This is a genomic window from Corynebacterium sp. c8Ua_99 (assembly GCF_039907185.1).
GTDB lineage: Bacteria > Actinomycetota > Actinomycetes > Mycobacteriales > Mycobacteriaceae > Corynebacterium > Corynebacterium jeikeium_D.
This window is the reverse complement of sequence record NZ_JASBOG010000001.1, coordinates 32,056-54,207: the sequence shown is the minus strand read 5'-3', so window position 1 is coordinate 54,207 and position 22,152 is coordinate 32,056. Positions and strand designations below refer to the sequence as shown.

Here is a 22,152-nt window from a genome sequence, read left to right as displayed (position 1 = left end):
CAAAGTGATGACCAACAATACTGCACTTATGACCATTCGCTACCCAGAGGTAGATAGCGCTGCTGCTTTGGAGGCTTCCATGGACGCCACAGCACCGTCGGCGCGAGTGGCTGTAGCGGAGCAGCCTGGATCGGTTGCAAAGTTAACGGCACAGGATTTGGCGGAACGGGGAGAATCCCGTGAGCCGCTCCTGCGAGAGGCACTGGGGGAGACGCTGCGTGATATCCGTTCGCGCAGTGGACAGACGCTTCGTGAGCTTTCTGAAAATGCGGCTATTAGCCCTGGTTATTTGTCTGAGCTTGAGCGTGGACGGAAAGAAGTCTCATCTGAGCTGCTGGCGTCGGTATGCGCGGCGCTTGGTGTGACGGTGTCGGATTTGATGATGGAAGCAGCCACAGCGATGGCCCTGCATTCGGCGAGCCCAGAATTGGCAGCGATGTAGAAATTGGTTGCGGCGGTGGAATTTCATTCCATTGCTCCGGTACTTAGCACCCGAAGACGCTCGGCTTTAGTTAAGATTGGGTGCGCGATAAGCACAGACCTGCTTTGAGGTAGTTGCAATAAGAAAGGTGTATGGGACGCTATGGCTAATCCATTTGTAAAGCTGTGGAATTACTTGATGGCCGCTTTTGATTCCAAGATTGAGGAAAACGCTGATCCGAAGGTGCAGATTCAGCAGGCTATCGAGGATGCCCAGCGGCAGCACCAGGAACTATCGCAGCAGGCAGCGGCGGTGATTGGTAATCAGCGCCAGCTGGAAATGCGCCTTAACCGTCAGCTCGCTGAGATTGAGAAGCTGCAGGGGAACACTCGTCAGGCATTGCAGCTCGCTGACAAGGCTCGTGCTGAGGGGGATACTGCCAAGGCTACGGAGTATGAGAACGCAGCTGAGGCTTTCGCAGCTCAGTTGGTTACTGCTGAGCAGTCGGTAGAAGATTTGAAGGCTCTGCACGATCAGTCGCTGCAGCAGGCGGCTCAGGCTAAGAAGGCCGTCGAGCGTAATTCCATGCAGCTGCAGCAGAAGGTCGCGGAGCGCGCAAAGCTCCTCAGCCAGCTGGAGCAAGCAAAGATGCAGGAGAAAGTCTCTGAGTCCCTGCAGTCGATGAATCAGATTTCTTCGGGGGCTACACCTAATCTGGATCAGGTTCGTGACAAGATTGAGCGTCGTTACGCTAACGCTCTTGGTCAGGCCGAGCTAGCTCAGAACTCGGTTCAGGGGCGTATGGCTGAGGTAGAGGCCGCAGGCGTTCAGCTTGCTGGGCACTCTCGCCTGGAGCAAATCCGCGCAGAAATGAACGGTGGCAACGAGCTCTCTGGTGGCGAGGCTCAGAAGTCCATCGAGGGAAGCGCTGCCTCCAACGTTGACCCTGCTGTTGCTGAGCGCATGCGCCAGCTGCGTGAGGGCAATTAATTCTCCTACTCACCTTCACCACGTGCGATTAGCGAATCACCCATTGCCTTCGAGCGATTAATGGTTCGGATGACCACAGGTACGCCGAAGGCAATGATTGAGCCGGCAGCCCCTCGTGCTTTTCGAGCCTCCAGTACCTCGGCAGCGGCCATAACCTGAAGCGGAATCATACGCAGCGTCAGCGATAGTGCGAGCGCGATGGTGTCGACTGGTAGGCCGAAACGGGCGAACGGCTGCATCGCAGTGGTCAAAGTATCCATGATGTCGCTGACGCGGGTCGTCAGCGTTAGCAATATTGCCGCTGCGATTGCGGCGAGAAGCGCGAGGAAGGTCGTCAGCGCTTGCTCACCCCCGGCGCGCCACCACAGGAGAAGCGAAAGCAGCGCCAAAATGACTACGGCTCCACGGAGCTGTCGGAAAGCAACCATTGGTGGCACCTTGGCCACCGCATAAGCGAGGGTGACAATTGCCAGGGCAATCGCCCCGCCTAGCCAGGTATCCACGAGAATCCCGGTGAGCAATAAAAATGCGATGACAATGATGAGTTTGGGGGCCGTCGGGAGCCTGTGCACAGGCGACTTATGGTTTAGGTAAAGCCCTAACGGGACATCGGCTGGATGAATCATGAGCGGCCTTCTTCCGCACGAGTCATATCGCTGACGTATCGGTCAATAACTTCCTTCGGCGCACCGTCGTCGACGATTTCTCCTGCGCTTACACGGATAACTCGGTCGAAGTCCATAAGAAAATCCAGATCATGAGTGACCACGATAATTTGCTGCTCAAGCTGGGCGAAAATACTCCGAATGTGGAGACGATTGCGCAAGTCGAGGAGCGTAGTGGGCTCATCGGCAATAATGGTCGTGGGATTAAGAATTAACACTGCCGCCAGCGCCAGTAGCTGTTTTTGTCCACCCGAGAGCAAGTGTGGCGAGGCGTCAGCATGATCGGCAAGCCCAAACCGCTCGAGGGCTTCCTGCACCAGCTGGTTGCGCTCATCCTTTGGTAGTTTTCGCTTGCGTAGTGAAAAGGCAATGTCCTCTGCGACTGTAGGCATCACAATTTGATTATCCGCATCAGAAAAGATGAAGCCGACATTCTTGCGAATTGCCTTTGCCTGCTTTGCGACATTCATGCCCTCATACGTGACCGTGCCACCAGTGACCGGGCCCAGGCCGTTAATGAGTCGCACCAGCGTGGACTTACCGCCACCGTTTTCGCCGATAATGCCAATGCGCTTCTCTGTGAGAGTTAGCGTGGTCGGCTTCAGTATCTGGCGTCCCGAATAGGTTGCGGAAGCGCGGTCAAAAGCGATGGTGGGCATAGTGCGACTCGAGACCCTTTCTAATTCTGTGGGGTTAATTGCCCGAGGTGGCTGCTTCCTTAACCAAACGACTTTGCTTACGGTTGGCAGCGTCGGGAAGCAAATCAGGGAAAGCCTGCAGTACTGCAGTAGCAATAAGCGCGGCTACGACAACCTTTGCCACGTCGCCTGGGATAAACGGGACGTTGGTAATCAGTGCGTCGGTGAAGCTAAGTCCCATACGCCAAGCCAATCCGACAGATCCGAAGAAGTACTGTAGTAGAACTCCAACGAGGCCCGCGCCGATGAAGACGCTGATTCGTGAAACCTTCGCCCGTGGTGCTTGCTGGGCAATCGCGCCGATTGCGAAACCTGCAATTAAATAGCCGACAATGTAGCCCACGGTAGGGCCGGGGAGTGCGGCGAGAAGTGGTTTCCAGCCCGCCATGTTTGGGACACCCACGAGACCAACAGCCAGGAACAGGGTAGTGGCGAGGCCGCCACGTTTGAATCCGAGAATCATCCCGGCCAGTGCGATGCCCATGTTCTGTAGCACGATTGGCACGCCGAGGCCGCCAACGGGAATGGCAATGCCGCCGAGCACGATGATTAGTGCTGCGAAAGCAGCGATAATAGTGAGGTCATACACCTTGGAATTATTCACAGCTCTCATCTTAAACCCCTGAGTTGAGCACTGTTCAGGCAGGGGACCGGGGATTAGGTTATGAAAAGAGGGTGGCCAGGTAGGTATCAGTGACAGGTATCTTGTACGTTGGTCTCATGCGATTGGCCGATTTTCACAACTTCGTCAACCACGAATTTGGGCCTCAGCACGGCCCGTGGCTGTTGCATTCCCACGTACTGATGGAATATGGAAAAACTCCCGCCGAATTGCTCGAGGACGGGGTCGAACCTCGGGATATCTGGTGGGCGCTGTGTAGGGAACACGATATTCCCGAAGACCGCTGGTACGGTCCTGACGAATAGGGTCCGGCGTAGACGACGGTGAATGCTTGCCGACGGCTCTTGCGTGTCGTTGCCATTCGAACAGGGTTTCGCATATTATCGAAAGTGCTGATGAAGTCAATCCGTCTGATTCGGTATAACTTCCGGGTGTAACCGGCAGTAGAGGTGTCGCGGACCAATTTGGAACCGGAACGGCTAGTTTCGCGCCTAATTAAGTGTGAGCGAAGTTTCTGTTTTGGATGAAAATCGGGACACACATTCTCTGAGTACGGCTCCAGAACCCGATACCGTACGCGACAATGACCGCGACAATGACAATGAGGAAGAACAACGAACTATGGCTCGTAAGAAGGCTACGGCTTCGAACCAGGGCAATGATCGCCTGAAGGCGCTCGATGTAGCTCTGGCGAATATTGAGAAGGACTTCGGTAAGGGTGCAGTTATGCGCCTGGGGGACGACAATCGTCCTCCGATTCAGGTTATTCCCTCCGGCAATATCGCTATCGACGTGGCCTTGGGCCTGGGCGGGTTCCCACGTGGTCGCATCGTAGAAATCTATGGTCCAGAATCCTCGGGTAAGACCACAGTCGCACTGCATGCTATTGCAGAGGCGCAGCGGCAGGGCGGTATTGCCGCATTTATTGATGCGGAGCATGCGCTGGATCCGGTTTATGCGCGCAAGCTTGGAGTAGATACGGACAACCTTCTGGTATCCCAACCAGATACCGGTGAGCAGGCACTTGAGATCACAGATATGTTGGTGCGTTCCGGTGCTATTGACATCATTGTGGTTGACTCGGTGGCCGCGTTGACTCCGAAGGCTGAAATCGACGGTGAAATGGGCGATTCCCACGTTGGTCTGCAGGCGCGGTTGATGAGTCAGGCGCTGCGCAAGATGACGGGTGCGCTGTCCCACACCGGCACCACTGCCATCTTCATTAACCAGCTGCGTGAAAAGATTGGCGTCATGTTCGGCTCTCCTGAGACCACCACGGGTGGTAAAGCACTGAAGTTCTACGCTTCCGTTCGCTGTGACGTACGCCGAATTCAGACGTTGAAGGACGGCCAGGATGCGGTGGGTAACCGCACGCGCTTGAAGGTAGTCAAGAACAAGGTGTCGCCGCCGTTCAAGCAGGCAGAGTTTGACATCATCTACGGCGAGGGCATTTCGCGTGAGGGCTCGTTGATTGACATGGGCGTTGATAACGGCATTGTCAAGAAGTCCGGTTCGTGGTTTACCTACGAGGGCGATCAGTTGGGTCAGGGCAAGGAAAAGGCTCGTATGCATCTGCGCGAGAATCCAGAAATTGCCCAGGAAATCGAAGTCAAGATCAAGAAGAAGCTCGGTGTCGGGGAATTCGCGGAGGTCGAGGACGAGACCGATATCGATGCCCCTGTCGATGTCGTGCCGGACATCGACTTCGATGATTTGGAAGACTAGCTAGCTCGAGGCGTAGTGCCGCGACACACGAAAAGTGAGGACCGTGGAGGATCGTAACGGCCGCGATGTGCGGGAGACTATCGAAAAGCTTGCTCAGCAAATTGCGGAAGCTGACGGTAGTTCGCTCTACGATGCGGGTCGTGAGGAATCCAAGGCCCCGATTCGTGCTAAGGCACTGCGCTTGCTCGATCAGCGAATGCGTTCCCGCAAGGAACTCGTAGAAAGGCTCGAGGCAGTCGAGGAGTTTCCAACCTCGATGATTGAAGAAGTCGTTGATGACCTGACCCGAAGTGGATTGGTCAACGACGAGCTTTTCGCATCCGAATGGGTGCGGCAGCGCTTTGCCAGTCGCGGCAAGTCGAAGATGGTTTTGAACCGGGAGCTGCAGGAAAAGGGCATTGATGCTTCGCTTCGTGCAGATGCGTTGGAGCAGATTACGCACAACGCGGAAGAAGAAGTCGCCCGGAAGCTAGCGGCGAAGAAAGCGGCCACTATTAAAACAGTGGCACCTGACTTCAACACCAAGCAAAAGGATTTACGCAAAGTCGTCGGTGTGCTGGCGCGGCGCGGTTTCCCCTCTGAATTGTCCATGAGCATTGCTCGGGATCAGTTAGAAGAGCGATACCGGGAACTCGAAGAGGACACAGATTAGCGCCGGTGCCACCGCACGCCGGATTAGCACGCCGGCTGCGGACCCGTCAGGTTTAAAGGGGTCGCTGATTGGGGAAATGGGCCATAAACAGCTAACCTAAACTGCCGTGACTACCCCTTCTTTGAACTCTCAGCAGCAGTCTTCGCCTCGCACATATGAGGTACGTACGTTCGGTTGTCAGATGAACGTCCATGACTCGGAACGACTGTCTGGCTTGCTGGAAGAAAACGGTTATGTAGCGGCTGCAGAAGGCGATAATCCTGATCTGGTCGTTTTCAACACCTGTGCCGTTCGAGAGAATGCGGACAATCGCCTCTATGGCACATTGGGACAGCTCAAACCGGTCAAGGATGCTCACCCAGGCATGCAGATTGCCGTCGGTGGCTGCTTGGCCCAGAAGGATAAGGACGTCGTCGTAAAGAAGGCCCCATGGGTGGACGTAGTCTTCGGCACGCATAACTTGGGTTCGTTGCCAGCTTTGTTGGAACGCGCCGCTCATAATGACCGGGCTGAAGTCGAGATTAAGGACGCGCTGGAAGAATTTCCCTCGGTGCTGCCGGCCAAGCGTGAATCCACTTATGCAGGTTGGGTGAGTATTTCCGTAGGCTGCAATAACACGTGCACCTTCTGCATCGTCCCCAGTTTGCGTGGTAAGGAACGCGATCGTCGTCCGGGCGAGATTCTCGCTGAGGTACAGGCACTCGTGGAGCAGGGCGTTACTGACGTCACCCTCCTCGGACAGAATGTCAACGCCTATGGTGTTAACTTCGCCGACCCTGACATGGAACGCGACCGCTCGGCTTTTTCCAAGTTGTTGCGCGCCTGCGGCCAGATTGAGGGGTTGGAGCGCGTGCGCTTTACGTCTCCGCACCCAGCTGAGTTCACCGATGATGTCATCGACGCTATGGCGGAGACACCGAATGTGGTTCATCAGCTACACATGCCACTACAGTCCGGTTCCGACCGAGTGCTGAAAGACATGCGCCGTTCCTACCGCACCAAGAAATTCCTGGGAATTCTGGAGAAGGTTAGGGAAAAAATGCCGGACGCGGCCATTACCACTGACATCATTGTCGGTTTCCCAGGCGAGACTGAAGAGGACTTCCAGCAAACTCTCGACGTGGTGGAAAAGGCTCGTTTTAGCTCGGCGTTCACCTTCCAATACTCGCCCCGCCCGGGAACTCCGGCGGCAACCATGGCGGATCAGGTTCCACCACAGGTTGTGAAGGAACGCTATGGTCGGCTGCTAGCGCTTCAGGAGCGTATTTCCGAGGAAGAAAACGCTAAGCTAGTCGGCCGGGAAGTCGAGCTGCTGGTCAGCCAGTCCGATGGCCGTAAGAATGCGGAGACTCATCGCATGTCAGGTCGGAGTCGGGATGGCCGCCTGGTGCACTTCAGCCCGTCGGAAAGCGAACCAGGCGTCGTCGACCGCAAGATTCGCCCAGGTGATTACGTGACAGTACGCGTGACCGACTTCGCACCGCACTTCCTCATTGCCGACTCCGGAGTGCTCACACACCGCCGCACTAAGGCGGGGGATAATGTAGAGGTCGGTCAGACTCCGACGACCGCTCCGATTGGAGTTGGTCTGGGCTTGCCAAAGATTGGGCGCCCGGAGAAAACGAGTGTAAGTGAGGGATGCGGCTGTGAGTAGTGACAAGGCTTCGCCGGAAAGTGATATGGAATCCACTAGCGAGCAGTCGGTGGAATCCGCGCAGGCGTTGCGGGTTCAGGAGCGCAAGGTCGCTGGCGAGCTGGATCTCGGCCGTGCAGTGATTCCGATGATGGTTGCCGTCATCGGCCTCATTACGAGTTTCTTCCTTCCGCACTCGGGCGTTGTTTTGGGCTTTGATGTGTTGCTGGATACGGATGTTGCGCATCAGTACTTCACGACTCGACCGGAGCGAATTTACTCCATTCTCGTGGTGGTAGGTGTCTTGCTAGCTATTGCCACGCTGATTACGCGGACGACGATTCTCGCATTCGTCACCTGGTTTTTTGCCTGTATTCAGATGGTCTACTCAGTCTTCGCTGGTTGGATGCGTCAGTCTCGTCCACAGGAACTGGCCGGCGAGGGTATTTCCTTCGGCCTGATGCTCGGTATTTTCTGCAGTTTTCTACTGGCCATCTCCGTGACTTTCATCGCTTTCCGACGTAGTAAGGAGCAGCTCGCAATCGCGACGAAACGTCGCAAGCACGCTGACACCGATCCGGTACTGCGCGCGCAGCAGGTTTACCTGCGGGCGGGCCTGACCCCGAATACGACTACGGATGTTGAGGTCGTCGACGACCGCCGTGAACGCGCTCGCCGACGCAATCGTGTCCAGCAGGGCAGTAGCGCGGATAATGTCTCTCAGCAGACCGGCGAAAAGGACGAACAGGTCAGCGACGAGTAGTGAGACTTTTTAACTAGCGCAGTAAGTATGGGGCTCTCTTCCATTCCGGAAGAGAGCCCCTTACTTTTAACCATCGACGCGTTGCCAGCGCGTAGCTGAGCCAGGATTCTGTTGCGGACGCCGGCGAGCGAGAACCTGCTTCCCCGACACACAACTAGCTTCTGTTAGAGCTCCTTGAGAGTCTCCGCGGCCTGCTCTGCCCACTGTCGCCACTGTTCGGCCTGCTCCCGAGCCTTGGCTGCCTGAGAAGCCTTGCCCTTCGCCTCGAGTTCGGCGGCCTTCTGCTCAAACTCCGCTGCGCGGTCGGCGAACTGCTGGACGCGAGCCTGTGCTTCGGGGTCGGTACGGCGCCACTGCGAATCGGCAGCATCGGAGACGCGCTTTTCCAGTGCGCCAATGCGGTTTTCATACTCACGCACACGACCACGCGGCACAAAGCCGATGGCCTCCCATTTCTCCTGCAACTGACGCAGTTCGTTGCGAGCGTGATCGAGGCCCTTGGACGGATCAATGCGGTCTTCGTATTCAGCCAGCAGTGCGTCCTTGGCCGCAGCGTTTTCCTCGAACTCCCTGTCTCGAGCTTCGTTGACCGCGTTGCGAGCACCAAAGAACTCATCCTGGGCGGCCTTGAACTGCGCCCACAGCTTGTCATCGACCTCGCGCGGGGCTCGACCAGCGGCCTTCCACTCAGCCATCAGGTCACGGAAGGCAGCAGCGGTGCCACCCCAATCAGTGGAGGTCTTCAGGGCCTCAGCTCGCTCAATGATGTCCTCCTTAACGCGGCGAGCAGCCGCACGGTTGCGGTCCAGTTCCGCAAAATGGGCACCGCGGCGGCGGTTGAAAGAATCACGCGCGCGGGAGTAACGGCGCCAGAGCTGATCATCAGTTTTGCGGTCGATGCCGCGAATCTGCTTCCACTCCGTGAGAATCTCGCGGATACGGTCGCCGGCGACCTTCCACTCGGTGGAGTTCTCTGCGAGCTCTTCGGCCTCTGCGGCGAGCTCTTCCTTACGTGCGATGGCGTTCTTACGGCGCTCTGCCTTGTCGTGAGCGACTTTTTCCTCTGCGACGTGGGAGGTGGCAATGACCTCTGCAAGGCGCTTGTCCAGCGCATCGATATCGCCGAGGACCGTGGCGGTGGCAAGGCTCTCACGCAGTTCAACTGCGTTGTGAGAAATGGTCTTTGCCTCCTGCGGGTGGGAGACTACACGAGATTCCAGTAGCTCGACCTCGGTGGCCAGATCCTCGTAGCGCTTGCCGTAGTGGGCATAACCCTCTTCTACGGTGCCAGCCTGCCAGGAGCCAATATTGCGTTCGCCGGCGCTGGTGACCAGCCAAACAGTGCCGTCTCCGTCAATGCGGCCAAACTTCTTTGGATCATTGTGGACGGCATGTGCCACAGCGGCCGACCCCGCAGGCGCTGGAGTAGCTCCAGGGGCCTTACGATGAGCCGGCATTGAGCCTGGTCGAGGTCCCGGACGTGGACCCGGGCGTGGACCTGGCTTAGGGGAATTGCTGGTACCGGTCATAGTGGGTAAACCTCTTCCAATCTTCATGCAGAACTGCCGCGCGACACGGCTGCCATCAAACACTTACGGTATGTGCTCGAGTATCCCAAAAATTTTGGCACAGCGCGCGTAACACCGCCGGATTAAGGCATCGACTAGCCCCTCACGGTAGCGTTGAGGACGTGAATTCGCGTTTGCCTCGGCTTGTTATCGTTCCGCGTGCGCTCCTCATCGTCGAGGAGCTGGGTGGTTTTGCACCTATCGCCACGGAATTGCGCCGTCATGCCCGTGAAACCGTCGCGACGCTGTGGACAGATGACGAACCCGGGGAGCCCGGCGCGGTCGCTATTATCACTGGCAGGATGCAGGCGAAGTCCCCGCACCAGACCAGCGCACCCGGCAGTTTTTCTCCGTATGGGGTTGATGTCACGGTGTCAGGCGGAACCGAATTACCTGAGCTGCTGGGACGCTGGCTTATCGAAGACTACGCGCGACGGAATTCTGAAGGACCCACTGGCCGCGTCATTCAGGCAACGTGCTTCGACTCTATCGCTGAGGCACTCGCTGCCGGTCACACGCGTCTGCTTGTGCTTGTCGACGGCGCATTCGGCCTTGCGGACGATTCCCCGGTCGGCGTAATTGAAGGTGCAGCGGAGGTTGATGCGCTGTGCAGTCTGATTGCTGGTCAGGACTGCTCAAGTATTAACGTGGAAAATATTGTGTTTCCAGCTCCCGGCGCGTACGCAGCCGAGTTATGGCAGCAGCTGAGTAAAGCTGCTGAAAGCTGGAAGGGGTCTGGATTGACCGTCGTAAAGCGTTCTTACTATGACGGGGCGCCTTATGGAATCGGCTACCACGTGGCCAGCTGGCGGTGTGTTGCGAAGTAAGAGCGCGCGATTTTAGTTTTTGTGCAGGAGTGTGAACTGGGTAGTGACGGCTTTCGAGAGTGAGAGCTTGCCGGTGCCGATTGCGGTGGTAGGGCCGACGGCGTCGGGAAAGTCGGATTTGGGGCTGGTACTTGCGGAGCAGCTTGGCGGTGAGGTCGTCAATGTTGATTCGATGCAGCTCTATCGAGGAATGGATATCGGAACAGCGAAGCTGTCGGTGGACCAGCGGCGGGGGATTCCGCACCACCAACTCGATGTGCTGAACGTGACGCAGCCGGCGAGTGTGGCGACGTATCAGCGTGAGGCGGTCGCGGATGTTGAGGCCATTCGCGCGCGGGGGAAAGTCCCCATCCTTGTCGGCGGGTCGATGATGTATGTGCAGGCGTTGGTGGACGACTGGCAGTTCCCACCTACGGACCCTGAAGTACGTACGAAGTGGGAGACAGTGCAGGACGAGATCGGTCCGGCGGCGTTGCATGATCGGCTGGCAGAGATTGATCCGGATGCGGCGGCAATTATTGAGACCAATGACCCGCGGCGCACCGTCCGCGCCCTGGAGGTCATCGAGCTCACGGGCAAACCTTTTGCAGCGTCGAAGCCGTCGATTGATAAGCCACCGCGGTGGAACACTCGCATATTGGGGTTGCGCACGCAGGCGGAATGGCTAAATCCGCGGATTGAACAGCGTACGCGGGGCATGTTTGCCGCTGGCCTGGTGGAAGAAACTGAGAGTTTGATTGCGCAAGGGTTGCGCGAAGGTGTGACCGCTAGTCGCGCGATCGGCTATGCGCAGGTGCTGGACTACTTCGATGGGGTTTACGACCTGGATACGGCTTGTGAACGCACGATTACTGGTACGCGCAGGTATGTGCGACGTCAGCGCTCCTGGTTCAACCGTGATCATCGGATCATGTGGCTAGACGCTGCCGGTGACGTGCCGGGACAGGCGTTTTCCGCACTTGGTCTGTAAGAGATTCGGGCCTCCCGCTAGCATCAAGGGCATGGTTTCATTTGCCAAAGGCCACGGTACGCAAAACGATTTCTTGATTTTTCCAGATGATTTGGTGTCGATTGATTTGACCGAATCACTGGTCGCAGCAGTGTGCGATCGACAGCGAGGTCTTGGCGCTGACGGCGTCCTGCGGGTTGCCCGTGCGGGGAAACTCGTCGATGCCGGTGTTTTGGCGGCATTGCCGGAGGGCGTTAAAGCCGACGATTGGTTTATGGACTACCGCAATAGTGACGGTTCTATTGCCGAGATGTGCGGGAATGGTGTCCGCGTCTTTGCACACTATATTGCCGCGATTCACAGCCCGGACAGTGTCGTCGACGGAACTTTGCGGGTGGGCACTCGAGCAGGGCTGCGCGCTGTTTCGATTGATGAGCTCAGCCGCAGGCACGCGGTCGTTGGGGTGGATATGGGCCAGCCGGAAGTCCTCGGCCTCGCTACTGCGTTCATTGGTTCGGGCAACAATGCCCAGAAATTCGCCGGGATTGGTGTCGACGTGGGAAATCCGCATTTGGCCTGCGTCATGCCTGGCCTAAATGCCGCCGCTCTGGCGGAGCTGGAATTGGAAGCGGCGGGTAGTGTCGCGAAGCCAGTGCGTGCCGACGAAGCCATGTTCCCGAACGGCCTCAATGTGGAAATTGTCACCCCGCTGGATGCCTCTGATTCGGTGTCCATGCGAGTAATTGAACGTGGAGTTGGTGAGACCCGCTCGTGTGGCACCGGTACGGTTGCGGCAGCTATTGCCGCGCTGGCCGATGCCGGCCGGATTGAGGGGGCTGTGACAGTCAAGGTGCCCGGCGGTGTGGTGACTGTGGATGTCCACAAGGCCAGCAATGCGGATGGGGACTTCTCGGCGACCTTGACCGGGCCGAGCGTGATTCACACGCTCGGCGATATTGAGCTGGAAGCCCTGTGACTGGTAGCTAGTGCTGCAGGAGCACTAGCGGGGTAGTGGAAGCGGTGGGGAATCAGCGGACTAGTGTCCGCCGCAGCCACCGTCGCCACAACCACAGCCGCCATCGCCACAGCCGCCTCCGCAACCTTGAGGCGGAATGATCTCACCGGTCAGTGAGAAAGTACCGGAAACGACCATGCCTGGCTGGGGAGCTTCGTCGCCGCCGGGGACAAGTACGTCCATAGGAGTCGGCAGAGCAAGGTTGAGCACCCAGAACTTCTTGCCGGTTAGCTCATTGACATGCTTGCGGGAGTTATTGATAACACCAGCCAGTTTCACGGTTGCGCTAGGCGATGCCTTCCCGACCTGATCTCCGACAATTGCCTTAGCACCTTCGAAGTCCAATGTTGTCGGGATTGCCCCGGTGCGCTTCTCGTACTCTTCGATGGATGCGTCGAGGGTGAAATCAGTTGCTAGAGCTGATAGCGCGACATGCTCAAAAGTCTGAGTTCCGGTATCAACAATCATTGGCCCCTGTGACAGCAGGCAGGTAGCGACCTCGATGACCTTGTCAAAGTTATCCGAGGAGGGATCATCCTCGACGATTTCCACGAGCGCCAAGACATCGTCCACGCTGGATACATGGGCAGTGACGGTCGGGCTGCCCGCGAAGCCGGCGTAGGTAGAAAATGGTTCAACACCCAGGATGTGCAGACGCGCACCAGAGGAATCTTCGAAACGGACCAGCTGGCCACCGCGGACCTCGCCGATGACCGACAGATTGTCACTGGCAATCGCGGCTTCCATCGCGTCTCGCCAGCTGGGGTAGTCCATGCCAATGCTTCGCAAGTCAGTAGTCATACTTTTCGATGATACTTCCCATATCTTCATCTGCGAACTAACGAATCGCACGTGAGCACATTGTGCTCTGGGGTACCTAGAACCATTCCTCCACGCCGCGGCAACTATTCGGATGGGACTAACAATTCTGCCACGCTAAATAGGCAAATATTAAGTGTGGCATAAATAACTTTCCTTAGGTGTGCCCGGTTTATTCCATTTAGGCATGCCTAAGAGTAAGCTCATCTCCGTAAACACGATTTGCTTAGCTTAATTCTTATCTATATAAGCGAGGTTTCTCATGCTCGGATTGCGGTCTCGAAAACAGTCGGATGACATTCAGTCGCTTGCCGACGTCCCGGTGGGGGTAACCGTCACTCTGGGAGCGTCGCATGTGGATGAGCGCCTGTGCCGCAGGCTTTCGCAACTGGGGCTTCGCCCTGGAATGAGTGTCACTGTGGGACGGAGCACCAGCGGCGGTGGGCGAATCGTCCATGCTGGCGCAACGCGCTACGCCATCGATGCCAGCACGCTGCACAAGATGTCCGTCGTGGGTTAGGTCCCCTACATCTCTTTTCTCACCTCCCTCCTGAAAGTAAACAATGACAACACCTACGGATTCCTCAACGCGAAAATTCGCATCCACGCCCAGCTGCCATGCATGCAGTGGCGGAGCACCAGCAAAGGATGGTGCACCTGTTGTCGCAGTAGTCGGCGCACCGAACTCCGGTAAGTCAACACTGTTCAATAGTTTGACTGGTGCGAAAGCGCAGATGGGCAATTGGCCTGGTACGACCGTAGAGGTCAGCCGCGGCGCGTGGAAGACCGATGCCGCTGAGTACGATGTCATCGATTTCCCAGGTGCTTACTCGCTGGATGCCATGAGCCCGGACGAAGAGCTCACTCGCGAGATGCTCATCGAGAAACCGGAAGAAGAACGCCCGGATCTCGTCGTTGTCGTTGTCGACGCCACGGCACTGGGCCGTGGTCTCTACATGGCCGCGGAATTGGCGGAACAGCCCCAGCGCATCGTTCTGGCTCTGACCAAAATAGATGTTGCCAAGGCCAAGGGCATCGATGTGAATCCGGACGCATTGCAGTCAGCTATGGGGATGCCGGTGGTAGCGCTGGATCCCCGTCGTAAAGCGGGAATGGCGCGGTTGGCCGACGCGGTAGCAGCGGCTCTGGACGGATGTAGTTCGGTGTCGTCACCGATTCGCCAGGTCGATGGCGAATCGATTGAACGCCTGGACGACGCACGCTTTGCCGCGATTGATGCGGCGGTTGCGGCATCTACGGGCGGGGTGGAAGATCGCCAGACTTTCTCCGACCGCATTGATAACGTGGTTCTTCACCCGGTGCTCGGACCGATTGTGTTCCTGGCAGTTATGTGGGCAGTCTTCCAAATCACGACGACGGTAGCAGCACCGTTGCAGGACGGTTTGGAAACCCTTATTACCGGTAATTTCGCAGATTTGGTTACCCGTGGATTAGAAGCGGTGGGATGGGACCATCCGATTGTCACCGGGCTGCTTGTAAACGGCATCATCGGTGGTGTCGGCATGGTGCTGACCTTCGTTCCGCTGATGGCACTCATGTTCCTGTGCCTCGCAGTACTCGAGGATTCAGGGTATATGGCGCGTGCAGCCGTGGTGGCTGACCGTGTCATGCGTGCAATTGGTCTTCCGGGTAAGGCATTTATTCCGCTCATTGTTGGCTTTGGTTGTAACGTGCCAGCGATTTCGGCAACACGTGTGCTGAGTAATCCGCGCCACCGCATTTTGACGGCTCTACTGGTTCCGTTTACCTCCTGCTCGGCGCGCCTAACCGTGTATGTCATGTTGGGTGCGGTGTTCTTCCCGGAACACGCGGGCACAGTCGTCTTCGCTATGTACGTGATCTCGATTCTGCTGATCGTTCTGACCGGCCTTGCACTGCGTAAGACCCTGTGGCGCACCATGCCGTCGGAACCGCTGGTCATTGACCTGCCAACCTACCAGCTTCCGACCGCGCGGCTGGCACTATCTGTGATGTGGATGCGTCTGAAGGGCTTCCTGCAGACCGCTAGTGGAATCATCGTCAGCACCGTCATCGTCGTATGGCTACTGATGTCTATTCCGGTTGTCTCCGGGCACTCCTTTGCCGATGAAGACCTGGCACCGCAGGACTCCGCATACGGTGCAGTCAGCGAAACTATTGCTCCTGTGTTTAACCCGGCAGGTTTCGGTACATGGTCTCTGACAGGTCCGTTGGTGACGGGCTTTGTGGCCAAGGAAGCCGTCATTTCTACCTGGGCACAGACCTATGCAGTGGAGGACGTCACCGACTCCAATTCGAGCGAACAGGCCTCCAGCCCGCTCGCGGAGAATATTCGACGTGACTTTGACAATGCATCCGATGGACACGGATTGGCAGCAGTCTGGGCCTACATGATCTTCCTGCTGGCTTACACACCGTGCGTGGCTACGCTCGCGGCACAACGTCGAGAGATCGGCTTGAAGTGGACGGGCTTCGGTTTGCTAGCGCAGCTGGTCGTTGCATGGGCACTGGCCGTGATTGTTTTCCAAGGGTTGAAGCTGTTCCTGTAAAGCCTCGTCGATTCCTAGTAGCTTCGGCAAAGCTACTAAGTCACACTTGCGAACTAGAAATCAGATCCAACAAGAATCGCGATACGGAAAGGAGCTATCGCCGTGGGACTCTTTAGAGCCAGGAAGAATACGACGGTTACTCGTCGGCCTTCAGAAGCCGTTCAAGATGCAATTGCGCAGGGCATTAGCTCCCGACGCAAGATTTGCGAAATCACTGGCCTGCAGCGAGCAACGGTAGACCTCATCCTTGACCGCATGGAACACACCGGCCAACTGCGCCGAGAATCCCTCGGTGGCATGTGCCCAGGCGGAGGTTGTTCCAACTGTGGAATGTCCGACAGTGGTACGTGTGCTGGCGGTAGTTCTAATAGTGGTCCGGTCGCACTGGTTCTGACACGCAGGCCACCTTCTGCAGCCTAAGTCTTGAGCTTCGGCTCGGTATTCTCCGCACACAATGCGGAGAATTTGGCTTGTCATGCGACAATAGCAGCTAGTATGACGAATTTTTCCAACAACTTTGATGAGGTCAGCGGCGAAACGTCGCAGCAAGCTCGCACCTCGCACGAGATGGACGGTTTTTTCATCGACGCTAATGATGCTGGCGAAAACGCTGATAGTGCCTCCGGGGATGCGTTCGCAACGAACGTCGGCACGCAAAGGGAACCTACCGTCGGTGATTTGGATCTGGAGGCGCGTTCCTCTCTGCGCCGGCTGACCAGGTCAGTAGCACATACTGAGTCTGAAGAAGTGATGGTCGAGTACCGTCAGCTCCGACTGGAACGCGTTGTGCTGCTCGGTGTCTGGACATCCGGGACCCTGCAGGAAGCCGAAGTGGCGATGGAGGAGCTCGCCGCACTGGCAGAGACTGCAGGTTCGGAAGTTTTAGAGATGGTGCTGCAGCGTCGCGATAAGCCGGACCCTGGTACTTACGTGGGATCCGGCAAGCTCAACGAGCTTCGCGATATTGTCGCCTCTACCGGCGCAGATACAGTTATTTGCGACGGTGAGCTGTCTCCCGGCCAGTTGGTGGCGCTGGAGGATCGCCTTGACGCCAAGGTTATTGACCGCACCATGCTGATTCTGGATATCTTTGCTCAGCACGCGAAGTCCAAGGAGGGCAAGGCGCAGGTCTCGCTGGCACAAATGCAGTACCTGTACACGCGTCTGCGCGGCTGGGGCGGCAACCTATCGCGTCAGGCTGGTGGTCGCGCGGGCTCCAACGGCGGCGTGGGTCTGCGTGGTCCGGGTGAAACTAAGATCGAAACCGATCGTCAGCGCCTACGCCAAGATATGGCGCGAATCCGCAAGGAATTAGCTGGCATGAAGACTGCGCGTGAGATCAAGCGCGCACGTCGTAAGGCTGGACACCTGCCGCGCGTGGCAATTGTCGGCTACACCAACGCGGGTAAATCTTCGTTGCTCAACGCACTGACAGGCGCTGGTGTGCTGGTGGAAGACGCGCTGTTTGCGACGCTGGATCCGACGACTCGTCGCACCAAGCTTCGCGACGGTCGCACGGTGATTATGACCGATACGGTCGGATTTGTTCGCCACTTGCCGACGCAGCTCATTGAAGCTTTTCGCTCGACCTTGGAAGAGGTGCTCGAAGCCGACGTCATCATGCACGTCGTAGACTCCTCTGACCCATTCCCGCTGGAGCAGATTAAGGCTGTCAACAAAGTCATCAACGAAATCGCGGAGGAAGAAAAGGCCGAGATTCCGCCCGAGCTGTTGGTAGTCAACAAGGTGGACAAGGCCGATGGCATCACTCTGGCGCAACTGCGTCACCAGCTCGATGATGCGGTCTTTGTCTCTGCGCGAACGGGTGAGGGGATCGGTGAACTGGAGACCCGACTCGAGCTTGCACTCAATGAGCTGGAGTCTCACGTCCACATGTTGATCCCCTATGACAAGGGCAATATTGTCTCCATGCTCCACGAAGATGCGACCGTGCTGTCGGAGACATGGACAGAGCAAGGCACCCAGATGGATGTGCGTTTGCCCACTAGCCTCGCGGATGAACTGTCGGCATACCGCATCGAACCTGCAGCGGATCCTCACTTCACGGCGGATGCGAATGAGGATAGTAGCAACGACGCCTAGTCGGAATAGGGAGAGCGGAGTTGGAATAGGGAGAGCGACAAAGAGCTCCGGCAGTCCTGGGTTTAATGCGGTATCCGTGGCGTGATCTGCGGTGGGCATCCACTAGCATTACAACCATGAATTCTACTTCTGACGCGGAGACCCAACAGGGAACCTCCGCAAATCCGCCTGCTGAAAACGCCGAACGTGGCCGTCTTTTCGGTTGGGATATTCACGGTGACGGTCGAAAGATTGCACCGGGAGCCGTGGTGGCTCCCAACGAACGCCTCGATTGGCCTCGTACAATTGGCATTGGCGCACAGCACGTCATTGCCATGTTTGGTGCAACTCTTCTGGTGCCGCTGTTGACTGGTTTCCCAGTCAATACCACACTGCTGTTCTCGGGTATCGGCACGATTGTCTTCCTGCTAATCACCCGAAACCGCTTGCCCTCTTACCTGGGCTCGTCGTTTGCCTTCATCGCACCACTGACCGCGACACAGGCGCAGGGTATTGGTGTTCAGCTCGGTGTCGTGCTCTGCGCCGGCATCGCGCTCATGCTCGTTGGCTGCGTTGTAAAGTTCGCCGGCAAGCGTGTCCTCGATGCAGTGATGCCACCTGCAGTAACCGGTGCCATCGTCGCTCTCATCGGACTTAACCTGGCGCCTGCCGCCACGGAGAACTTCGCCACTCAGCCGTTGGTCGCATTTGTCACGATGGCATCCATTGTCTTCGCAACCGTCGCTGGCCGCGGTATGGTCAGCCGTCTGGGTGTCCTTATCGGCGTACTAATCGGCTGGGTCTTCGCCGCTGCCACTGGAAATCTCTCGCCCGAGGCTACAGAAACTGTCGGCAATGCCGCCTGGATTGGTCTGCCCGCATTCCACGCGCCGGAGTTCCACTTCAATGCGATGCTGATTGGTCTGCCCGTCATCGTAGTACTCATCGCAGAGAATGTCGGTCACGTCAAGGCTGTTGCTGCCATGACCGGCCGAAACCTCGATGACATCGCTGGCGATGCTCTTATTGCAGACGGTCTAGCCACCACCATCGCCGGTTCAGCTGGTGGTTCTGGTACCACTACCTACGCTGAAAATATCGGTGTTATGGCCGCTACCCGTGTCTATTCGACCGCAGCTTACTGGGTGGCAGCTTTCACCGCCATTGCACTGGCTTTCATTCCAAAGTTCGGCGCACTCATCTTGACCATTCCTACCGGCGTGCTCGGTGGGGCAACGATGGTGCTCTACGGCCTGATCGGTTTGCTCGGTGTGCGCATCTGGATGGACGAAAAGGTCGACTTCAACAACCCGGTTAATCTCACCGCTGCCGCCACCGCGCTGATCGCGGGTATCGGTAACCTCACCCTCGACATTGGTTCGCTGACGCTGGAGGGCATTGCTTGGGGTTCGGTCGGCATTATTATCGGCTATCCAATTTTGAACTGGCTCTACAACCGCATCGGTGAGAACCGCTCGTAGGCCACCCGTCCAGGGCAGAATCTCGCACGAATGCTTAACGACGGAACCACGTGACCGTTGCCACGATGTTTCGTCGTTAAGCTGATTGCTTTTAATCGCTCAGATCTTGGGCGATGAGTTCGGCGATTTTCTCTACCGCAACCGCGTTGCTACTGGTCACAGTGACTTCATCGCCGAATTCGGCACCGAGTGCCATGAGCATCAACGAGGATGAAGCATCGGCCGGTTCGTTGTCGGGCTCGTCTGAGTCAAGGAGCTCGACCAGAATTTCTTCCTGAAAACGGGAGGCACGCTCAGCGATGACCGTTGCAGGGCGGGCATGAATACCCACCTTGGAGCCGACGTGGACATGTTGAGTAACCATGCGAGCGGCATCCTGCCTTTCTGCTTCTCGATTTCCTCGATGCCATTTCTGAGCTTAATAGGTTGCCCGGATGGGTTGGGGAATGTTTGCTGAAAATCGTAGAAATGCTCGTTGGGATAAACCAGCCGGTGCGGTAAAAACTACGCTTCCGCTGAAACGTCTGCTTCTAGGTTTTGATTATCGGTGCTGACTTGCCGCGGCCACAGGCTTTTAGCTGCCACAACGAGAATTGCTGCCACTATGCTGCCCAAGACGATTGCAGTAAGCCATGCGACAGGGTTGTCGATTGCAAACAGCACAAAAATACCTCCGTGCGGAACACGTGTGGCCGCACCCAAAGCCATTGAGGTGCCACCGGTGACGGCACCGCCAATCACAATCGACGGAATCACACGTAGCGGATCTGCGGCGGCGAAGGGAATTACTCCCTCTGAAATGAAGGCCGCACCGAGCACCCAGCCCGCTTTGCCGTTTTGACGCTCCGCCGAACTGAACAGCTTTGGTCGGAGCACAACTGCCAGAGATGTAGCCAATGGAGGTACCATGCCCGCCGCCATCACAGCGGCCATGACCTTCCATGATGCGGGATCTGCTGAGGCGATGTTTGCGACGGCAAAAAGATAAGCAGCCTTGTTGATCATTCCGCCCATATCCACGCACATCATTGCGCCGAGAAGACCACCGAACAGGAACGCCGCCGTCGTATCCAGTGATTGCAGCCACTGCTGCAGAGCCGTCATCAGCCACGCCAGCGGCATCCCGAGCAGCAGGTACATGGTGAGCCCAACGGACATAGCGCCGAGCATAGGAATCACGACAACCGGCATCAGCGGTCGCAGCCAGTCCGGGACTTTCATCCTCAACAGTAGGGCTACAACTAGTCCCGCCAGGATGCCTGTCACCAGGCCCCCAAGGAAGCCGGCGCCAACCGTGACCGCGATGGCACCGCCAATAAAGCCTGGTGCAATGCCGGCTCTGCCAGCCATGCCAAAGGCGATATAAGCACTCATTACAGCCACAATGACCTGCATGCCGTGGTTGCCAATGGCAAAAAGCGCCGAGCCGAGATACAGCCACAGCCCACTACGATCAATTAGCACGGTGCCGAGATCTTCTGTCGGCACAGCAATCGGGGCATCGAGTCCGATAATCTCCGGCAGCCGCAAATCCCTAGTCACGGCGTCAGCTACTACACCAACCTGATGACCGCCGACGAGGAATCCCAGCGCAATCAACAACCCCGATGCGGCCACGAACGGCACCATATAGCTGACACCGGTCATAATGGCATCACGAACCCAGTGTCCGAAGGCTTTGTCACCGCCTAACGATGATTTATGTGCCCCCACCTTCGTAGTTGCTTGTACCCTCTCAGATGAAGGGTCTGCGCCTGTAGTACCGGTTTGCGAACCGGCCTCCTTGTCGTGGTCATCCTTAGGTTGCGGCGCCTTTCGGTCGTAGGCGCGAACCCGTGATTGTTCTGCTTTTGCCTTCGCTTGTTTAATAACCGCAGTAGGTTCATTGACTGCCTTACGAATTGGCACTTTGACCTGTGGTTTATCGCTGAAGCGCTTAAGCCCCGTAACCCCAATATCGGCTGCGATTACTAGCACGTCGGCCCGGACAATTGCCTCTGCGGGGGCTTCCTGGGTTCCTGCCGAGCCCTGCGTCTCTACAGTTAGTGTGACATCAGACATGCTTTCTGCCGCGCCAGTAAGCGCTTCGGCTGCCAAATAAGTGTGTGCGATGCCCGTGGGGCAGGCCGTGATGGCGACGATATTGGTCTTCGCCGGAGGTTTTTTCGCTTTCCGACGAGGCGCTTTGGTGACGTGCTCGCTAATGATCCGGGCAGTCTCTTCATCGCTTTCAGCACCGCGAAGAGCTGCGCGAAACCCCTTATCGCGAAGTGCTTTTGCGAGTGCGGCCAGAATATCGACGTGGACATCGCTGTTACTAGATGGGACACCAATGAAAAAGAGCAGGTCCGCCGGCCCATCTGGTGTGGTGAATTCTGTAGCGCTGGTTAAGCGGGCAAACATCAGGGTCGGCTTCGACCAGTCCTCATGGCGGCAGTGGGGGATGGCTATCCCTCCCGACAGACCTGTCGGGGCCTTCTCTTCGCGTTCGAGGGCTGCTGCGACGATGCCGTTGCTGTCGGTGGCGCGGCCGGTCTCTACAGCTTTAGCGATGAGATAGTTAAGGATCTTCTCCTTTTGCGGACCGATATCTAGGTCAAGGAACACTGTCGACTCATCGGCTAGGTCTGATGCAATAGCGGAAAAATCTGCCGAAGAAGACATGGTTTTCTAATGCTCCTTATCTAGGCATC

Annotated in this window: 22 protein-coding genes; 15 read left to right on the top strand and 7 right to left on the bottom strand. The window is 57.0% G+C overall.

What is annotated here, in order from left to right; all coding sequences use genetic code 11:
• Positions 1 to 7 precede the first annotated feature (7 nt).
• Both QKE19_RS00235 and QKE19_RS00230 read left to right on the top strand, forming a co-directional pair.
• Complete coding sequence (locus QKE19_RS00235; protein WP_048733491.1) at positions 8 to 442, top strand: helix-turn-helix transcriptional regulator; 435 nt, start codon at positions 8 to 10, stop codon at positions 440 to 442.
• 141 nt (positions 443 to 583) lie between these two features.
• Positions 584 to 1,411, top strand: a complete 828-nt coding sequence (locus tag QKE19_RS00230) for a PspA/IM30 family protein (protein ID WP_005509356.1) — start codon at positions 584 to 586, stop codon at positions 1,409 to 1,411.
• Between the two features lie 5 nt (positions 1,412 to 1,416).
• Here QKE19_RS00230 and QKE19_RS00225 read toward each other — a convergent pair whose 3' ends face one another.
• From QKE19_RS00225 to QKE19_RS00215, 3 genes are read right to left on the bottom strand one after another with little or no spacing between them, the layout of a single operon-like run.
• Positions 1,417 to 2,037, bottom strand: a complete 621-nt coding sequence (locus QKE19_RS00225; RefSeq protein ID WP_049170855.1) for an energy-coupling factor transporter transmembrane protein EcfT — start codon at positions 2,035 to 2,037, stop codon at positions 1,417 to 1,419.
• Complete coding sequence (locus tag QKE19_RS00220) at positions 2,034 to 2,735, bottom strand: ABC transporter ATP-binding protein (protein WP_049170859.1); 702 nt, start codon at positions 2,733 to 2,735, stop codon at positions 2,034 to 2,036. The genes QKE19_RS00225 and QKE19_RS00220 overlap by 4 nt, the downstream gene beginning before the upstream one ends.
• A gap of 34 nt (positions 2,736 to 2,769) precedes the next feature.
• A complete protein-coding gene (locus QKE19_RS00215; protein WP_038628756.1) occupies positions 2,770 to 3,387 on the bottom strand; it encodes a biotin transporter BioY in 618 nt (205 codons plus the stop codon).
• Positions 3,388 to 3,494: 107 nt separating this feature from the next.
• Between QKE19_RS00215 and QKE19_RS00210 the strand changes: the two genes are divergently transcribed.
• From QKE19_RS00210 to QKE19_RS00190, 5 genes are all read left to right on the top strand, one after another.
• On the top strand, positions 3,495 to 3,701 hold the full coding sequence (locus QKE19_RS00210; RefSeq protein ID WP_042389280.1) for a DUF3046 domain-containing protein: 207 nt from the start codon (positions 3,495 to 3,497) through the stop codon (positions 3,699 to 3,701).
• Between the two features lie 316 nt (positions 3,702 to 4,017).
• Complete coding sequence (gene recA, locus QKE19_RS00205) at positions 4,018 to 5,121, top strand: recombinase RecA (protein ID WP_049170952.1); 1,104 nt, start codon at positions 4,018 to 4,020, stop codon at positions 5,119 to 5,121.
• Positions 5,122 to 5,164: 43 nt separating this feature from the next.
• Complete coding sequence (locus QKE19_RS00200) at positions 5,165 to 5,773, top strand: regulatory protein RecX (protein WP_070858233.1); 609 nt, start codon at positions 5,165 to 5,167, stop codon at positions 5,771 to 5,773.
• Positions 5,774 to 5,879: 106 nt separating this feature from the next.
• Positions 5,880 to 7,427, top strand: a complete 1,548-nt coding sequence (gene miaB, locus QKE19_RS00195; RefSeq protein WP_070595180.1) for a tRNA (N6-isopentenyl adenosine(37)-C2)-methylthiotransferase MiaB — start codon at positions 5,880 to 5,882, stop codon at positions 7,425 to 7,427.
• Positions 7,420 to 8,169: a hypothetical protein gene (locus tag QKE19_RS00190; RefSeq protein ID WP_241482392.1), complete on the top strand. Its 750-nt coding sequence runs from the start codon at positions 7,420 to 7,422 to the stop codon at positions 8,167 to 8,169. The genes miaB and QKE19_RS00190 overlap by 8 nt, the downstream gene beginning before the upstream one ends.
• Positions 8,170 to 8,333: 164 nt before the next feature.
• On the opposite strand, the gene QKE19_RS00185 is transcribed toward QKE19_RS00190, so the two are convergent.
• A complete protein-coding gene (locus tag QKE19_RS00185) occupies positions 8,334 to 9,698 on the bottom strand; it encodes a DUF349 domain-containing protein (protein WP_347890067.1) in 1,365 nt (454 codons plus the stop codon).
• A 161-nt stretch (positions 9,699 to 9,859) separates the two neighbouring features.
• Between QKE19_RS00185 and QKE19_RS00180 the strand changes: the two genes are divergently transcribed.
• The 3 genes from QKE19_RS00180 (at position 9,860) to dapF (ending at position 12,489) form a co-directional block, all read left to right on the top strand.
• On the top strand, positions 9,860 to 10,564 hold the full coding sequence (locus tag QKE19_RS00180; RefSeq protein ID WP_016422616.1) for a hypothetical protein: 705 nt from the start codon (positions 9,860 to 9,862) through the stop codon (positions 10,562 to 10,564).
• A 67-nt stretch (positions 10,565 to 10,631) separates the two neighbouring features.
• Entirely contained in the window at positions 10,632 to 11,534 is a 903-nt protein-coding gene (gene miaA, locus QKE19_RS00175; RefSeq protein ID WP_042389282.1) for a tRNA (adenosine(37)-N6)-dimethylallyltransferase MiaA, read from the top strand.
• 31 nt (positions 11,535 to 11,565) lie between these two features.
• Positions 11,566 to 12,489, top strand: coding sequence for a diaminopimelate epimerase (dapF, locus tag QKE19_RS00170; RefSeq protein ID WP_101738659.1), 924 nt, complete (start codon positions 11,566 to 11,568; stop codon positions 12,487 to 12,489).
• A gap of 60 nt (positions 12,490 to 12,549) precedes the next feature.
• Here dapF and QKE19_RS00165 read toward each other — a convergent pair whose 3' ends face one another.
• Complete coding sequence (locus QKE19_RS00165; RefSeq protein WP_347890064.1) at positions 12,550 to 13,329, bottom strand: hypothetical protein; 780 nt, start codon at positions 13,327 to 13,329, stop codon at positions 12,550 to 12,552.
• A 280-nt stretch (positions 13,330 to 13,609) separates the two neighbouring features.
• Between QKE19_RS00165 and QKE19_RS00160 the strand changes: the two genes are divergently transcribed.
• From QKE19_RS00160 to QKE19_RS00140, 5 genes are all read left to right on the top strand, one after another.
• Positions 13,610 to 13,867, top strand: coding sequence for a FeoA family protein (locus QKE19_RS00160; protein WP_016422620.1), 258 nt, complete (start codon positions 13,610 to 13,612; stop codon positions 13,865 to 13,867).
• Between the two features lie 43 nt (positions 13,868 to 13,910).
• Positions 13,911 to 15,896 (top strand): ferrous iron transport protein B, encoded by a 1,986-nt coding sequence (feoB, locus tag QKE19_RS00155; protein ID WP_347890062.1) that lies wholly within the window; start codon positions 13,911 to 13,913, stop codon positions 15,894 to 15,896.
• A gap of 102 nt (positions 15,897 to 15,998) precedes the next feature.
• Positions 15,999 to 16,316: a FeoC-like transcriptional regulator gene (locus QKE19_RS00150; protein WP_141739556.1), complete on the top strand. Its 318-nt coding sequence runs from the start codon at positions 15,999 to 16,001 to the stop codon at positions 16,314 to 16,316.
• Between the two features lie 75 nt (positions 16,317 to 16,391).
• Complete coding sequence (hflX, locus tag QKE19_RS00145) at positions 16,392 to 17,999, top strand: GTPase HflX (protein ID WP_347890060.1); 1,608 nt, start codon at positions 16,392 to 16,394, stop codon at positions 17,997 to 17,999.
• Between the two features lie 116 nt (positions 18,000 to 18,115).
• On the top strand, positions 18,116 to 19,459 hold the full coding sequence (locus tag QKE19_RS00140) for a solute carrier family 23 protein (protein ID WP_224433128.1): 1,344 nt from the start codon (positions 18,116 to 18,118) through the stop codon (positions 19,457 to 19,459).
• Positions 19,460 to 19,550: 91 nt separating this feature from the next.
• Here the strand turns inward: QKE19_RS00140 and QKE19_RS00135 are convergent, their stop codons facing one another.
• On the bottom strand, positions 19,551 to 19,823 hold the full coding sequence (locus QKE19_RS00135) for an HPr family phosphocarrier protein (protein WP_016422625.1): 273 nt from the start codon (positions 19,821 to 19,823) through the stop codon (positions 19,551 to 19,553).
• Between the two features lie 140 nt (positions 19,824 to 19,963).
• Positions 19,964 to 22,123, bottom strand: a complete 2,160-nt coding sequence (locus QKE19_RS00130; RefSeq protein ID WP_049189641.1) for a fructose-specific PTS transporter subunit EIIC — start codon at positions 22,121 to 22,123, stop codon at positions 19,964 to 19,966.
• Positions 22,124 to 22,152 lie beyond the last annotated feature (29 nt).

What these genes read in the sequence shown, in the direction of transcription:
- QKE19_RS00160 (WP_016422620.1), top strand. Translation starts at nt 13,610, where the DNA reads ATGCTCGGATTGCGGTCTCGAAAACAGTCGGATGACATTCAGTCGCTT.
- QKE19_RS00215 (WP_038628756.1), bottom strand. Translation starts at nt 3,387, where the DNA reads ATGAGAGCTGTGAATAATTCCAAGGTGTATGACCTCACTATTATCGCT.
- QKE19_RS00225 (WP_049170855.1), bottom strand. Translation starts at nt 2,037, where the DNA reads ATGATTCATCCAGCCGATGTCCCGTTAGGGCTTTACCTAAACCATAAG.
- QKE19_RS00165 (WP_347890064.1), bottom strand. Translation starts at nt 13,329, where the DNA reads ATGACTACTGACTTGCGAAGCATTGGCATGGACTACCCCAGCTGGCGA.
- QKE19_RS00230 (WP_005509356.1), top strand. Translation starts at nt 584, where the DNA reads ATGGCTAATCCATTTGTAAAGCTGTGGAATTACTTGATGGCCGCTTTT.
- QKE19_RS00220 (WP_049170859.1), bottom strand. Translation starts at nt 2,735, where the DNA reads ATGCCCACCATCGCTTTTGACCGCGCTTCCGCAACCTATTCGGGACGC.
- feoB (WP_347890062.1), top strand. Translation starts at nt 13,911, where the DNA reads ATGACAACACCTACGGATTCCTCAACGCGAAAATTCGCATCCACGCCC.
- QKE19_RS00235 (WP_048733491.1), top strand. Translation starts at nt 8, where the DNA reads ATGACCAACAATACTGCACTTATGACCATTCGCTACCCAGAGGTAGAT.
- QKE19_RS00130 (WP_049189641.1), bottom strand. Translation starts at nt 22,123, where the DNA reads ATGTCTTCTTCGGCAGATTTTTCCGCTATTGCATCAGACCTAGCCGAT.
- QKE19_RS00135 (WP_016422625.1), bottom strand. Translation starts at nt 19,823, where the DNA reads ATGGTTACTCAACATGTCCACGTCGGCTCCAAGGTGGGTATTCATGCC.
- recA (WP_049170952.1), top strand. Translation starts at nt 4,018, where the DNA reads ATGGCTCGTAAGAAGGCTACGGCTTCGAACCAGGGCAATGATCGCCTG.
- QKE19_RS00140 (WP_224433128.1), top strand. Translation starts at nt 18,116, where the DNA reads ATGAATTCTACTTCTGACGCGGAGACCCAACAGGGAACCTCCGCAAAT.
- QKE19_RS00185 (WP_347890067.1), bottom strand. Translation starts at nt 9,698, where the DNA reads ATGACCGGTACCAGCAATTCCCCTAAGCCAGGTCCACGCCCGGGTCCA.
- hflX (WP_347890060.1), top strand. Translation starts at nt 16,392, where the DNA reads ATGACGAATTTTTCCAACAACTTTGATGAGGTCAGCGGCGAAACGTCG.
- QKE19_RS00210 (WP_042389280.1), top strand. Translation starts at nt 3,495, where the DNA reads ATGCGATTGGCCGATTTTCACAACTTCGTCAACCACGAATTTGGGCCT.
- dapF (WP_101738659.1), top strand. Translation starts at nt 11,566, where the DNA reads ATGGTTTCATTTGCCAAAGGCCACGGTACGCAAAACGATTTCTTGATT.